The sequence below is a fragment of the Erwinia papayae genome (assembly GCF_058241465.1).
This window is the reverse complement of sequence record NZ_JBZCHT010000009.1, coordinates 88,983-103,299: the sequence shown is the minus strand read 5'-3', so window position 1 is coordinate 103,299 and position 14,317 is coordinate 88,983. Positions and strand designations below refer to the sequence as shown.

The window sequence follows — 14,317 nt, the reverse complement described above, 5'->3', positions numbered from 1 at the left end:
GTACGCTTTGGCAAGTGAACGAAACGATAGCAAGCGGGGACACACAGAAACAAAGAGAAATGAAAAGGAACGTAACACTTGAAAAAAACTGAGAAATTACGATAAGATAGAAACACAGGCGAACGATTTGAAACGTAGCCGCTCAATGTCTCCTTAGTTAAATGGATATAACGAGCCCCTCCTAAGGGCTAGTTGCAGGTTCGATTCCTGCAGGGGACACCATACACACCTCTCCTGACATCTACCAAATTCAATAAAACCCTATTATAATCAGTGATAAACCCTCTATTTTGGCTATGCGACGTCAACTGATGTCTACCCATTTCAACGTGAATCAATAAACACTTGGGGGCCTTAGTGGGGGCTTATCCTGTTCAATGAAAAATGAGGCCCCCAAAAATGACCTTAAATGCCCGTCAGGCCGAGACTGCAAAGCCCAGAGACAAAGCCTATAAGCTCGCTGATGGCGGAGGGCTCTATCTCATGGTCAATACTAACGGTTCAAAGTACTGGCGCATGAAATACTGATTTGCCGGGAAAGAGAAAAAGCTCTCATTCGGAACCTACCCGGACATCTCACTTGCGGAAGCTCGCACTAAACGAGATGAGGCAAGAAAGGTATTGGCGAATGATAAAGATCCCGGAGAGGTCAAAAAAGCCACGCAATTAGCTAAAAAACTCTCGGTTACCAACACATTTGAAGCAATAGCTCTCGAATGGTACAGTGAAAAATTATCTGGTTGGTCAAAGAGTTATGCTGATTACGTCAAGCGAGCTTTTAAAAATAATGTCTTCCCCTATCTAAATAAGTGATCCTAATATCGCTACACTTTTACCCGTCCGTGTTTGCCACCCGGGAACAGACTGACGGTTTTCATAAATTGGCGTACTTTTTTCAACAACCGCCACATTGACCGGCACTGATGATTCCGGGTGATAGTTTCGTGCAGCGCCTGCCATAGCCTTTCAATGTGATTAACCCACGGCGAGTAAACAGGTTGATAAATGACTCTGAACTTTGGATTGCGCTTCAGCCAACGCAGCGTTTCTCTGCTCTTGTGAATAATATAGTTATCAACGATTAACGTGATGGTTTTTGCCCCCCGGTAAGTCGCTTTCAGGTGCTTCAGCAGGGTGATGAACAGCACCGAACTTTTACTGCTGCCACCCACATAACTGACCCGGCCGCTACTGCTGTGGAGTGCTCCCGCCAGATAATATTTTTCGTTCTGCCCCGGCGTGATAACGCGTTTCTGCTGGCCCCGTCTCTGCCAGTCTGCACCGATTTCAGGATTGAGATGGATATCCACCTCATCTTCGTAAAACACCGGATGCTCTGCACTGCATTCGTCCAGCGCTTTGTGGATTGCCGCCATTTTTTCATCTTTGTGCGGGTCGCGAATATGCAGTGTGGGCGCGGCTCTACGCCACACCAGACCGGCGGCGGGTAACCAGCGACGCACCGTAGAAGCATGCAGACAGCAGCCCGTTAACTCTCTGATTTTTATTGCCATCAGTTCCGTACTCCAGCGGGAACGCTGATAACCAAAATCGCCCGGCGTGTGTTTTATCAGTTCACGTAATAATGTGCAGATATGCTCAAATGGCCAGCGACGGGAACGTCCTGCGGGTAATGATTTCAGGCCTTCAACTCCTGACAGCGTGAACCAGTTAATCCGGCGGCCGACGGATGAACGGGCGCAACAGAGCGTTCTGGCTACGTCACTGACACGATCGCCCCGGTGCAACATCAGCAGGGCAGTGAGTCTGCGTGCATGATTTTTGTCACGCGTTTTAGGGATAGTTTTCTGCATCAGGCGTCGTTCAGTGCGGGGGATGGGTGTTATGATCGGCATCGCTCAGTCCGGTTGGTGGTTTGTTTCTTTTTGGCGATTGAGCAGATCGCACAATCCGGGCTGAGTTCCCCTAAAGTGATCTACTATTTGGAACGCTTATTTTGTCTGGCGGCAATCTCCTTTGTAGGCAGATTTCTGTAATGTTTTCCAGAAAGGCCTTCTCTTCACGGCCCCAGCTATTGCGACCGGTGATCCCTGCCAGGGAGGATTGTCGGAAAATAGCTTTGCGTGAACGCCCGGGTAACAGTGACATGACATACTCTATGCCTTCTGTATAGTGGGTCCGGAGCAATGCCAGCTCCTCTTCCGACCAGGGTGGCGGCATCCCCCGGGACAGACCGGAAAGCTGAAGAATCCGGGACACCCCATTGGCAGACCGGCCAAGTCGCTCCCCGATTTCACGGGCAGACAGCTGACCATAATGTTGTTCCACAAACGTAATTTCATCGACCGTCCACTGTACCCAGTGATTTCGGGGGGGTCCCTTTTTATCTGACATGCCCGACCTCCCTGCTGTCAGTCACGCTGTTTTTCCTGTGCCAGAGTAGATATTTGCGCCCGGAGTCGCTGCTCAGCCTGTTGGACCTGCTGCTGACGCTGCAACGAGTCTTCAGGGAGCAGCTTCAACTGCCGAAGCTGTTCTTCCACCGGCACGGTCTGCCGGAAGCTTGTCAGCATGCCAAAGACCTGCGATTTAAGTTCACTGACGGTGATGTATTTTCCCCTCTGACCATCAATCTTTCTCTGCCACCAGGTCCGCTTTAATAGCCTGACTGTCGGCTTTAAACAGTGACGGGTAGTCCGTGCTGTCGAAGGTCTTGCGGTCCTTCAACTGGTAAATACGCACCACTGTCGAAAGCGCAACCCCACCCGCATTGCTGTTAACGGCCTCCCGGGCGCGAATATCAAGATGCAGGGTTTTTACCTGCTTATAAAAAATCGATTTGGTCACGGCAACGGTGCCGTCTGTCACTTTTTGAGTCAGCCCGCACCCCGCCAGCATCAAGGTGATACCAGCGGCCAGTACAGCCAGAGAAAATTTACCAGCGGTAATCGCCATCGTCATCGGTCTCCCTGCGGTGAATATTTTCCTGTACCCGCTCATAGCGGCCAAGATTGATGGTTATAGTTTTGGGGTGCGTGAGGGTGTTTGCCGCATTCAGCGGCCGCATCACGGCGGTACGGCCCAGTTGCACTGCTCCGGCGTTGGGTTTAGTGCTCATTGTCGCGTCCGGCAGCAGGCTACGGTCGACACACAGCTGTAACCGCACATCGAGGCGGGAGCCAAGATAGATATGCAGCAGCGCCATTAAGTCACCGTGCAGTTCACCGCCGGGTAACCAGCCTTGGACTTCAACCGGGTTTGAGGTGGTCAGGCGCATCAGCACCTGGCTGTTCACGTCGGTGGCATAACTGCCCATCACCGGACGGTTTGTCAGGGTGACAGGCTGGCGCGCGCTCATGGTCAGGGGCTTCTTCAGGGGCACACGGCGTTTGTCATGGTGCCATATTTTTGCCTGCGTGCCGGGTGCCAGCAGACGCACCAGCGAAGCCATACCTTCGGCGGTATGTCCGGGCAATAACATTACCGGCAACAGCGCCAGAAAGCGTGAGGCCGGGGCCGCTATGCTGTCCGTGCAGCCGTCAATGCCGAGCCCGGCCAACGACCACTAAAAGCGCTGTTCCACTCAGCCACCACCGCCTGCTGCCACTGGGCATTGAGGCTCCCGGCCGCCGGGGTCAACACCTGCTGCCAGGCCTGTTCCATCGGGTTCACAAACATCGTGCGGCCAAAACCGCTCCACTCCTGACCCAGACCGGCGGCAATCAGGCTGCCGTAGTCGCGGGTTTCGGTCAGGTCCACGGCTTTTCCCTGGAATACCGTCTGGGCAATGGTCTGGGTCATCACCTGCGGGTCGGCGGCGTTGGTCACCTGCTGCAGACGCAGACGGACCTGGGTCACGCGGGTCAGGTACGACTGCAGACTCAGCGCCTGTACTCCGGTGTTACTTTTATCCATCAGCGCCAGTACCGGACCAAAGGTTGCATCCAGCGGACCATGGGCCCCGGCGCTCTGGTCAATGGCATCCTTGTTGTCACCGCTCAGCAGATTCTTCGCGGATTTCACCAGTGAGTCGGAAATCGCTTCACCAGTCTGTCCGGTACGCCCCTGCACGTTCAGGGTGTTCATCAGCGCCACCAGAGGTGACTGGCGCACATCGGCCATTAGCGTCAGCTGGTCAATAGAGTCCGACAGAGTCGCAGCCGGGTTCCAGCGCAGGCTGTTGAGAAACTCCAGCCAGGCACCGCCAAAATCGGCGAAGTAACGCTCCGTCAGGCGCTGCTTCAGCGCTTCCGGTGAGGTTTCATCCTGTTTATTCACCTGACGCTTACTGTCCGTGAGCACCCAGTCGAGTTCGTCCCGGCGTGCTTTCACCACTTTTTCGATTGCAGGCTGTACGGCCTGCTCCCAGGCCTGGCGGGTAAACATGCCCGGCACAATTTCAGTGGTGCTGAACAAACGGGATGCGTCGGTATCACCGGTCATGTCTTCCAGGTGCATATCGACATACAGGTGTGACACCTGTGAGAGCATCTTCTGGTACAGCGTTGATTCGCTGTTACGCACGCCCATCAGGCGAACCAGCAGGGAGCGCGCCTGGCTGACCATGTTTTCATCGGCACGGAGTTTCCACTCCGGGTGCGCAATCAGCTGCGCGCCATAGAACGACAGCAGCGACGGAGCCATCCCCTGCCAGACGCCATCTTTCACACCGTTACGCTTCGGCCAGTCATTCAGCAAAGCAGAACTGAACCAGGCGGCATCCATATGCTCCGGGCGCGTCAGCATCAGGTAGAGTTTGAGTTGGTCATAAGTGTTCTTTGCCATCTTCTCGCGCAGTGGGCTACCCGGTGGCAACGCATTAAAGGCATTCAACCGGGTCTGTAAATGGTCAGCTGTCGCATCCCGCAACAGCGGCAACGCGCTGTCAGCCCTGAAATTTGGCATGTCCAGCAGCATTGGTCGCAAGATGCGGGCAGAGTGAGGAAGATGGTATTTTTCAGCAACATCATCGCTGGTAAGTATCAACGCCGCGAGTGCATCGGAATACTGTTCAGCCCCCTGATTCTGCAATATCAGGATCAAATCAATATCGAAAACGGGATTTTTAAGGCGCTCTTCGATCCAGGCAAAAGAAAGGGCTTCACAACATGAAATCGAACCTGTCAGCGCCCGCCCTGGATAAATTTTTTCCCATGATTCACGAAACCGGGTCTCGAAGTTTGACGAAATCATGTCGCTCACAATGGTGACGTTGAACGGCACTGTCGCAGGCAACATCGCGACCGCGTTTTGTACACTGGCCAGACCCAGTCCGAGCAAGGAGGTGGACGTCGTCGATTTCGCATCAAAATGGCTGGTCAGTGAAAGAAATTGCGGCGCATCTGCAGCATCAGATTTAGCAATGGCGTCAGAGGTTACTCCGGAAGGTAGCAGTATGCTGCTTCCAAGCACAGCCAGATAACGTCCTGCCCAAACTTCCCACTGTTGCTGCCCGTATTCAGCTTCCTTCTGCAAAAACTGATGTTCGCTGACTGTTCTGCCCCACAGCCACCCTCGCAAACAAAACAGGAAAAACCAGCCAAGAACCGGGCTGGATTCCAGCCACCAGATATTGAATACAGCCAGTGCCTTAACCATGTCTGACGCATGCAGAATAAACAGCAAAATACCCGTAACCGCGGCAACACCGCCTGCCAACAGCCATCCCGTAAAAGATGGCTCACCAGGCAACTCCATTGTTGTTGCTTTCGTCCTTTCCCAGCCCATTGATTATCCTACTGTGCTGTTCTGAGCACTTGAAATTACAGTACAGCCGCACTGACATTTGCAGCCATCGACGACAACAGCGCGACCGTTAAATGTCCGGTGCGGTGATCCTTCCACGATAGGATTCGTTCCATGTCCTTCTATCGGGCAACTCACCATATCACCAACTAATGCGGCTTTTTTTCCGTCGACAGTAATATTGGAAGAGGCAGAGATCACTTTTCCACCGTGAGAAGTTTTGTCACCAAGCAAAACCAAGCCTTTTGTCATGTTGAATTCTCGAAAAAAATAAACAAAAATCATTTAACTTTCATTTTATCGATCTTATCAAAATCAGGGAAAAACGTTCTTTCAGGAGCAATACTTCTATCCGTACAAATAACATTTAGAGATTCACCTTTCATTTTCTTTTCTAACCCAACAAACCTTGTTATTTCCTCCTTATCTATTTAAGGGGGGGGGGGCATTGAACTAACATCACCAACACGCAATGATAGAAAGTCTCTCTTACCAAATAGCTATAAGCCATTCTCCCCCTCAACTTTTCTTTTTATATAAGGATAATGTTTAGGGGATAAATCTACATCCTCAATGACAAAGGTAAATTATCCATTGCGAGAAGCATAATTATCAAAGGCGAGAGTCACCCCCCCCCCACCGTGCTAGGAACAAGATCTTTGCCAAGAAGTATCGCATCTATATACTCGATACCGAAATTGACCGCACTCAACGTCCATTTACATGAACCACCACCAGCCATAGCAACTTTTGCTATCAAAATATCCCCGCTATCTTGCCGCATGAGGCCCCCAATAACGTTATAGCTTGGCTCTGTGATAATTGAGCCATCAAATCCACTGATTCTTTTTTTCATGCATTCATGCGAGATGTATCTGACCTCAAGCGGAAACTGTTTAGTGTAATGAAAGGGATTGTGAACTTCTATGGCTATAAAGTTGGCATCTACAGGCGGCAAGAGTACTCAATTGGTCACTCGACTGCCCCCTCCAGCCATAAAAACGGCCAGAAGCAGCATCATTAACTTTATCTTAGTAAGCAAAATCACGTCTCCCTCAAAGAGGGAAAACAAAGCTGACCAGCAGATTATTTCCCACCAGATCCGTTGACTTTGCTAAAATCAGGTGTTGTGTTTTTTGATGAAATGACGCTCCCATCAGGATAGACAAAAGAGTACATAGCATCTTTCCCCTTCTTATTAGGGAATATCATCAATACTTTTTTACTTTCGTCTATAGAGGGATTGTAATTTATTAAAACATTTTCGTTAGGTTTATAGTCCAACTTCACTTTCCAAAACGCATCTTCCTTACCGAAAAGATATAATTTAACCCGCATAGTAGACTGTGGGCTATCATTCCATTTTTTTATAAAAGGATAGTATTTTGGAGTGTAATTAAAATCATTCCGCGCCACTGTGTCAAATTGTCCATTCCGCGCAGCATCAGCATCAAAAGCAATAGTTACACCAACCGCAGTTCCAGGTACTAAATCATTCCCAAGATGTGTAGCATCTATATATTCAATACCCACATTGATTGCGCTTAAGCTCCATGCACACTCCCCCCCGCCAGTAATAGCGACTGTACCTTTCCATTTATCACCATTCTGCTGTTGTAAAGGTACTTTAATAACGTTATAGCTTAATTCCGCATCCACAGAACCATCAAATCCGTTTACTCTTTTTTTCTGGCATTCACGTGAAATATATCTAATTTCAAGAGGAAATGGTCTTGTGTATTTTGAAGGATTACTAACCTCAATAGTCACCCATTTGGTATCCGCTGGAGGGGAAATTGCATTGCTTGTGGCATGACTACAACCTCCGACTATAAAAAAGACAAGCGGTAAAAAAATGAATTTGTTTTTATTAAGCATTTTCAATCACCTCATCACCATAAATGGCAAATCGAACTAGCGCATCATTCCCATAAGATTCAGACAGAGTAGGAGATAGTGATGCCTTCAATAACCCTTCTATGTCAAGGAACATCTCATTTCTTTCATATTCCTTTTCAGGAATTTCATCTTTATGTTCCGACATTTGCTCTTTAAAACGATCTACATTATATAGATGCTCAGTAAAATTCCGGTTCTCAACCAATCCTTCATTATCTATTAGTTCCAATAATTTATTATTCATATAAGGCATATACGACGTCATGAAATGATCGCCAAATGTTAAATCTGCTCCACGGTCGGGGTTTTGTCCTTCAGGAAAAATCTCTTCCAGCTTGCTAGCCGTTAGTGACCTTCTGAACTCCTTTTGTTTACGGCCTGCAGTTTGCATCTCTTGGTCCGACAAAGAAGGAACAAGATATAATTTAGCTTTTATCGGAAGAAGCCCTTTTAAATTTATGCAACCAGCAGGTACGGGCAAACTTGTTTTACACTCTTGCCACTCACGACTTTGTGTCGCAGTTAGAAATACAACTGGATTACCATGGTGCCAAAAGCAATCCCCCCAAGATATAGCTTGGTAAGCCAGAAGTTCTCCAACAGACCACAGCATCCCTAAAGTTTTCCCAAGTGGTCCCCAGAGGTTATATAACGCATTATCTAGACTCGCTTCTGGTGGAACTGCTGGAACGGGATCATTATCATTTACATGACGGAAATGGGTGATTTCGGATAACTGCTGAACTGCCTCTTTGGTAAAGGTACGGGGCATACCATATGTGTAGAGCAAAGGTTTTTCAGACTTTAGTGCAGCAGAGTAAATTAATGCAATCGCTCCCCCCAAACTATGGCCGCAAACAAATAAATTTCGAGCTCTAATTAAAGTTAAGAGCTCATCAAACTCAGAAGAAAAAAGCCGTTCAGATCTACTATATCCACTTAGGAATCCATCGTGCACTTTTCCAGCAGGACTCAAGTTTGTGCACATAGTTTTATTTACATCACATACCTCAGTGCTAACAGGACTAAATGCCAGATCCGTTCCGACATCATACAACCCTGCAGTCCCTCTCCATGCGACAATGACTTTATCTGTATTGTAAACATAATACAGTTGAGTATCGCCTTCTGGTTTTGCTGAGTTCCCCCCTCCAGAGGTGCTGCCACTTTTATTATCAGTCTTCGAGGTGTCTCTAGAGGTATCCATGAAAACAGGAGGATTATATCGCTCGCTAAATGGTACATCCTGCACTAGTGTATTGTAACTAAAACCGCCTTTATGGAGCTGAGGTAAACGCGATAAATCTTGGCACTGGTTTATATAAAATCGTGTTATTGATTCCGGCCGGAGTGCTTTATCATCGGCATAAGCTAGAGAGGCACTTGCTCCGAGGTTGATGGCATTTGCCATTGAATATTCATCCTGGTGATGTAAAACCAATTCCCATGCTCTAAAAGGGCAAATTTCAATAATATGCCGCTTTTCAAGTTCATTTGTCCGGACGGTAAGCCCTTTGAAAGACTTGTTAGGTGGAAAATGGAAGGATGGTAAGGTTTCGCCTTTATGCAATTCGATATTAGGATAACCTGAACTAAGTTCACCGACTACGGCGTAATGCCAGATATGACCGGCATCTACTGCAGGCTGTCTAACTAAAGAATCGATTTCTGCATCTCTACCTAGGCGAAGCGCTCTCTTCTCCATTTCATTTACTAAAGCAGTCGATTCTAATTTCAGAGCCAATTCAAGTCCATGCGGCATATCAATGCGAATAAGCCCATCTGAGTCACTTTGACCTGTATACGTAAAGTTATCGACTGGCCCGGAAACAGGGTGTGAACTTTCAGCAGTCCATGGCATATTCGCCACAGGTTCGCCCTGCTCATCAACCAGTTGAAATTCTACCCAGTAGGGCTTCTGCTCTTCGCATGGAGCATGGGGGTTTTTACGGCAGAGTGAGGATACAGCTGTAGTCATTTTATTCGCCCTCCTGGCTATCAGCTATATTTCGCGGATATTCAATTTTTAACTGCGATGGCATAGAAGTAAATATTGGAGAAGTCTCTCCTTCTGCACCGGAAATGCCCTCATAAACGCCCCCTTCAGCCGTCGTAATTTTATATGTGGTGAAGGGCTTGACTGCCCCACTGGCTGATGACGTTGTGGTAAACCCTTCGCTGTACCCTTTAGGAAAAGTCACAGGTGGTGTATCTAAACTGGCAGGTCCGGTCTGATTGACATTGGCGGCTTTCAGTAAAATATTCCCCGGGCATCCCAGTTCAATATTCCCGCCGCTAAGCTTTATATAAGCGCCTCCACAACTTAAAACCAACTCCTGGCTGGCATTCACCTTTACACTCCCCTGACCACTGATAATGGTGATGTCCTGTAGCGCCGAGACATTCATGGCATCCGCCTGCGCCTGAATATCAACCTTCCCTGCCCCGGCAAACATTTTCATTCCTGCAGCCTGAGCAAACAAACTTACAGCCTCGCTGGCCGCAACAGTGAAAGATTTGCCTGTACTAATATCCGTATTTTTACCTGACATCAGGCCAATACTTGCCCCGCCTGAAGCAAGCCGGACAGCCTCAGGACTTAGAATGCCTATACCAGCAGGTGCACTGGCCAGCATCCCTGGCATTTTCAGATACTTCAGTGAGCTGTTAAGTGTCTTCTGGCTGTCGATGTCAGATACTGTTGCCTGTGCCCCTTTCGCAGCAGCCTGGAGGCTTCTTGCCAGCGTGAGAGCCTGCTCCAGTTGTTCTACAGCCCTGTCCATTTCAAGCATTTTACTGCCGACGTCAGGCTGAGCATCTGCAGTAATCATTACTCCCTTACCACCACGAACGCTGACCCAGTCGTTAGTGCGCAGCTCCGCCCCTTCGCCGCGAAGAACCCTTGAAGCATTGACGTTGTGTCCTAAATTAAGTTGGGTCTTACCCCCGTATTCGGTACTGAGCTTAATGTGCTCTTCGCCGCGCTTGTCCTCCATCCGCAGCTTGTTCAGTCCCGCGGTCCTGACAACGTTACGCGTGCTGTTGGCTTCAGTGACGTGGTCTACGTGGCGGGAGTCGTGGAGGGCATGGGCAATATACGGACGATCCGGATCACCCTCATGGAACGCAATAGCGACTTCAGTGCCCTGTATCAGCGGGAAGTGGAAGCCGTATTTGTCACCGCCATAAGGTTTGGCAAAGCGCACCGGCATACTTTCCATACCCTGGCGTTTCTCGTCGCGGTCAGCATCAAATTTCACCCGGTACATGCCCGATGCATCCTGCCAGGCGTAGATGTCGTTATCTTTGGCGCTGGTAACACGAGCCGTTAACGTTCCGCTGACCACAGGGCGCTTTTTAGCGGCAGGACGCCAGCAGCGGTTCTCGTAGTACGGCATGGCCGCCCATTCCACTTTCAGCGCGTTCTGACGGCTGGCGGAGTAACCCGCGCTGATGATGACAAGACCGTTTTCGGTTTCTCGCGGCAGCGTCGGCGGGATAGCTGTTTCGGTGATAGTCAGCACCTGAGCCGGGCCCAGGGTATGGTCGTTACTGCTACCGGTCACGGTAGTCTGGGTGGACAGAAAACGTTCATGCTCCAGGCGTGCCCAGAAGTTGCCTGTTTCCGCTGCGGGGGTAATTTTGTCTCCCCGTTCAAGGTGACGCGGGCGATAATGGTACACATCGCCGTAGGTGTTCCCTTCCCCGTCCCCGCGGGTCATGTCCGCCGGCACGGACGTCAGGACGTTCTGGGCTTCGCGGTGGTTGTAATCGCTGGCGGTGACCGAGCGCTCCACCACGTTATGCCACACGTGCACGTCCCACACCGAGTCGACCGCATTGTCATTCGCCCCTGACGGGCTGTTCAGCGGGAGTTTTTTACCAAACGTCCAGGCGCTCTGCTTGTCCGCAAAGTGCACTACTTCGGTCTGGGTATCAGGCTGCAGGGTGAAGAAGTAAAAAATCCCCACCTCCGCCAGCAGGCGTTCAATGAAGGCGAGGTCGTTTTCCTGATACTGGTTAATCTGCTCACGCTTTGGATAATCGGCTTTGAGGGTAAACTCAAACTCCCAGCCTTTCAGGCCATGCTCCGTGAGCACCTCTGCAACCACTTCCGGCACCGATTTGTTGACGAAAAAGCGATGAGTACGGAACTGATTCCCCAGTAATGCCAGGAATGGTTCCAGTACAATGCAGTACTGCGCTTCATCTGCTGAACCACCGGTACGCCCGAAACGGGTCACCACTCCGTGAACCACCTTACGCTCCGTCAGGGAAAGCAAATTGCCCGCGCCCATGGTCAGGGTCGCCGGCTTGCTCAGCATCTGACTGGCATCAATGTTCTTATCGGCACTGGTGAAGTTGATGGTGTAGCAGTAAAGCTCGCTCATCGCTTCTGAACCGCTGAAGTCCTCCACGTCGATATCGGCCGTGCAGGAAGGGATATCGAGGCGGCATCCGCTCATTACTCTCACGGCGCATGGCCATCAGACGCTTACGTCGTGCCTGCAGGCGAACCAGCAGATCACCCAGTTCGGTGGTCAGCAGCGGACTTGCAGAAATGGAAAGCATCGGCGGGATGAAAGCCGGGTCCCGGCTCCACTGTCCCTGCGCATTACGCACCAGACGGGCGACCGGACAGGTCAGGTATGCGGTATTTTCCTGCGTGGACAAACGCAGCGTGATGGCATTACGCAGAATGGCCAGTTCACCACTTTCATGTCCGGCCAGCTCCTGCACCACCACACGTTCGGCTTTCCAGCGACGTGGACGTTCACTGTCCTGTCCGTTATCGAGGTTGCCACCACTGGCGCTCAGCAGCGGCAGTGCGGCAACCACATCAACAGACTCTGAGCCGCTTGCGGTGGATAAATCACAGACTGGCGGAAGATTATCCGCCAGATCCGTGTCAACAATCGTGCCGTCCTGGAAACGTCCCACCAGACGGGTGGCATTCAGGCGAGACAGCGCCAGAGCGGCATCATCAAACTCTGCCGCCACCACGCCCCAGGGATGAGAAATACCCATCCGGGCGACCATGCTGGCAACGTGCTCACTCCAGCGGGCCTGCTGCTGGAACTGTTGCGGGGCCAGAGCGGCCCCATCCTCCCAAAGTGGGCGGTAAATTTTCATCCCTGATTTCCCCTTGCCTTACGATTTGGCTTTCGGCATCTGGGAAACCAGCGACAGGTTGACGTCCATGCCTTCTACCTGGAAGTGCGGCACGGCGTACAGCTTCACGCGGAAGAAGCCCGGGTTATCTTCGATGTCTTCCACCACCACTTTTGCATCACGCAGCGGGTGAGAGGCCTGCAGCTCGTCGCCCGGGTCGGTCATTTCGGTCACCAGGCTGCGTACCCAGGTGTTGAGCTCAAGCTCCAGCAAACGTCGGTCCTTGGTGGTACCAATGTTTTCACGCTGAATCAGCTTCAGGTAGTGGGCAATACGTGACAGCAGGAAGATGTACGGCAGACGGGCATTGATGCGGCTGTTTGCTGTGGCATCGGCGGTATCATAGATAGCTGGCTTCTGGGTAGAGTTTGCACTGAAGAATGCGGCAAAATCGCGGTTCTTGTAGTAGGACAGCGGGATGAAACCCAGATTGGCAAACTCAAATTCGCGGGTTTCCGGGATCATCACTTCTGACGGGATCTTGACCTGATTGCCGGTGCCCAGATCGTACAGATGGATAGGCAGATCCTGAACGGCACCACCGGCCTGCGGGCCACGGATCTGCACACACCAGCCGTTGTTGATGAAACTGCGTACCATATTGGATGCAAAAGCAAACGAGGCGTTGGTCCACAGGTATTTATCGTGATCCGGGCCTTTCACTTCTTCGACGTAGTTGAAGCTGCGTACGGGCACGGTGTCCGGGCCATACGGCAGGCGCCCCAGCACGCGCGGCATCACCAGACCGATATAGCGGGCATCGTCCGTCTCGCGGAAGGATTTCCACTTGATGTACTCCGCACAGTCAAAATAGTTGCCGATATCCTTGATGGCTGCCACTTCCTCCATGCTGTCTTTCAGGAAGAATTTCGGGCCAGCGGAGCCGATAAACGGCATATGCGCAGCGGCAGAGACTTTAGAGATGTTGCGCAGCAGCGTGACATCCTGTGCTGATGCATCAAATTCATACGCGGAAATCAGCGCCGCAATCGGCTCTCCACCCGGCGTATCGTACTCATCGATGTAGGTGTGTTTATACAGTCCGCACTGGATAATTTCCGGGCTGTCTTCGAAGTCCTGACGCAGGTCTTCTTTAGACATGTCCAGCAGCTCCACCTTTACGTTCTGGCGGAAATCGGTTTTGTCGACCAGGGATTTCACGCCGCGCCACAGGCTCTCTACCGCCTGGAACTCTTCGCTGTGCATGACCGCATCCAGCTGACGGCTAATCTGGTAGTCCAGCTCCGCGATATGGTGGTCAATCAGGTTTTTGTCGAGTTTTTCAACTTTTGAACCCGCTTTCGTCAGGCATTCCAGGAATACCTGCATCCCCGCCGTTAGACGCTCATCCGCAGTCGCATCCGACATCGCCTGTGCATCCTGCCAGATATCCAGCGCGCTAAGCTCGGACACCGGGTTCAGGTTGATTTTTTCAAACAGGGACGCATAAACGCCACCTGCTGCAGGACGTTCCAGCACCACGCTTTCGCCACCAGCCGCATTCTCATTTTTTACAGACATCAGCATCTTGCTTTATAAT

9 protein-coding genes, 1 tRNA gene and 5 pseudogenes are annotated in these 14,317 nt (G+C 50.8%); 2 read left to right on the top strand and 13 right to left on the bottom strand.

Features of this window, described 5'->3' with window-relative positions:
- Positions 1 to 147 precede the first annotated feature (147 nt).
- Both AC3RPL_RS05200 and AC3RPL_RS05195 read left to right on the top strand, forming a co-directional pair.
- Positions 148 to 222 (top strand) — tRNA-Arg (locus AC3RPL_RS05200).
- A gap of 177 nt (positions 223 to 399) precedes the next feature.
- A pseudogene (locus AC3RPL_RS05195) lies at positions 400 to 804 on the top strand (tyrosine-type recombinase/integrase); the annotation flags it as partial.
- 20 nt (positions 805 to 824) lie between these two features.
- On the opposite strand, the gene AC3RPL_RS05190 reads toward AC3RPL_RS05195, so the two are convergent.
- The 13 genes and pseudogenes from AC3RPL_RS05190 to tssC all read right to left on the bottom strand — a co-directional run bounded on the left by AC3RPL_RS05190 (position 825) and on the right by tssC (position 14,304).
- Complete coding sequence (locus AC3RPL_RS05190) at positions 825 to 1,856, bottom strand: IS630 family transposase (protein WP_490739200.1); 1,032 nt, start codon at positions 1,854 to 1,856, stop codon at positions 825 to 827.
- Between the two features lie 70 nt (positions 1,857 to 1,926).
- Entirely contained in the window at positions 1,927 to 2,355 is a 429-nt protein-coding gene (locus tag AC3RPL_RS05185; protein WP_490739199.1) for a hypothetical protein, read from the bottom strand.
- Positions 2,356 to 2,372: 17 nt separating this feature from the next.
- Positions 2,373 to 2,570, bottom strand: coding sequence for a VasL domain-containing protein (locus AC3RPL_RS05180; RefSeq protein WP_490740635.1), 198 nt, complete (start codon positions 2,568 to 2,570; stop codon positions 2,373 to 2,375).
- A gap of 22 nt (positions 2,571 to 2,592) precedes the next feature.
- Positions 2,593 to 2,916: pseudogene (gene tssJ / locus AC3RPL_RS05175) on the bottom strand (type VI secretion system lipoprotein TssJ); the annotation flags it as partial.
- Positions 2,897 to 3,520 (bottom strand): annotated as a pseudogene (locus AC3RPL_RS05170) (type VI secretion system baseplate subunit TssG); the annotation flags it as partial. The pseudogenes tssJ and AC3RPL_RS05170, both read right to left, overlap by 20 nt.
- Positions 3,514 to 4,848: pseudogene (locus tag AC3RPL_RS05165) on the bottom strand (ImcF-related family protein); the annotation flags it as partial. The pseudogenes AC3RPL_RS05165 and AC3RPL_RS05170, both read right to left, overlap by 7 nt.
- 843 nt (positions 4,849 to 5,691) lie before the next feature.
- Entirely contained in the window at positions 5,692 to 5,958 is a 267-nt protein-coding gene (locus AC3RPL_RS05160; protein ID WP_071601076.1) for a PAAR domain-containing protein, read from the bottom strand.
- A gap of 373 nt (positions 5,959 to 6,331) precedes the next feature.
- Positions 6,332 to 6,562, bottom strand: coding sequence for a hypothetical protein (locus AC3RPL_RS05155; protein ID WP_280029481.1), 231 nt, complete (start codon positions 6,560 to 6,562; stop codon positions 6,332 to 6,334).
- Positions 6,563 to 6,792: 230 nt separating this feature from the next.
- A complete protein-coding gene (locus AC3RPL_RS05150; RefSeq protein WP_490739198.1) occupies positions 6,793 to 7,584 on the bottom strand; it encodes a hypothetical protein in 792 nt (263 codons plus the stop codon).
- The gene (locus AC3RPL_RS05145) at positions 7,577 to 9,583 is read right to left on the bottom strand and encodes a lipase family protein (protein ID WP_490739197.1); all 2,007 of its coding nucleotides are present in this window, start codon (positions 9,581 to 9,583) and stop codon (positions 7,577 to 7,579) included. The genes AC3RPL_RS05150 and AC3RPL_RS05145 overlap by 8 nt, the downstream gene beginning before the upstream one ends.
- Before the next feature lies 1 nt (position 9,584).
- A complete protein-coding gene (locus tag AC3RPL_RS05140) occupies positions 9,585 to 12,071 on the bottom strand; it encodes a type VI secretion system Vgr family protein (protein WP_490739196.1) in 2,487 nt (828 codons plus the stop codon).
- A pseudogene (gene tssK / locus AC3RPL_RS05135) lies at positions 12,061 to 12,738 on the bottom strand (type VI secretion system baseplate subunit TssK); the annotation flags it as partial. The gene AC3RPL_RS05140 and the pseudogene tssK, both read right to left, overlap by 11 nt.
- A gap of 18 nt (positions 12,739 to 12,756) precedes the next feature.
- Positions 12,757 to 14,304 carry a type VI secretion system contractile sheath large subunit gene (gene tssC, locus AC3RPL_RS05130; RefSeq protein WP_490739195.1) on the bottom strand — a complete coding sequence of 516 codons (1,548 nt, stop codon included), beginning with the start codon at positions 14,302 to 14,304 and terminating at the stop codon, positions 12,757 to 12,759.
- Positions 14,305 to 14,317: the final 13 nt, after the last annotated feature.

Bases quoted from the DNA above. Each gene is read 5' to 3' on its own strand.
- AC3RPL_RS05190 (WP_490739200.1), bottom strand. From the start codon at position 1,856: ATGCCGATCATAACACCCATCCCCCGCACTGAACGACGCCTGATGCAG.
- AC3RPL_RS05185 (WP_490739199.1), bottom strand. From the start codon at position 2,355: ATGTCAGATAAAAAGGGACCCCCCCGAAATCACTGGGTACAGTGGACG.
- AC3RPL_RS05160 (WP_071601076.1), bottom strand. From the start codon at position 5,958: ATGACAAAAGGCTTGGTTTTGCTTGGTGACAAAACTTCTCACGGTGGA.
- AC3RPL_RS05155 (WP_280029481.1), bottom strand. From the start codon at position 6,562: ATGAAAAAAAGAATCAGTGGATTTGATGGCTCAATTATCACAGAGCCA.
- AC3RPL_RS05150 (WP_490739198.1), bottom strand. From the start codon at position 7,584: ATGCTTAATAAAAACAAATTCATTTTTTTACCGCTTGTCTTTTTTATA.
- AC3RPL_RS05145 (WP_490739197.1), bottom strand. From the start codon at position 9,583: ATGACTACAGCTGTATCCTCACTCTGCCGTAAAAACCCCCATGCTCCA.
- AC3RPL_RS05140 (WP_490739196.1), bottom strand. From the start codon at position 12,071: ATGAGCGGATGCCGCCTCGATATCCCTTCCTGCACGGCCGATATCGAC.
- tssC (WP_490739195.1), bottom strand. From the start codon at position 14,304: ATGCTGATGTCTGTAAAAAATGAGAATGCGGCTGGTGGCGAAAGCGTG.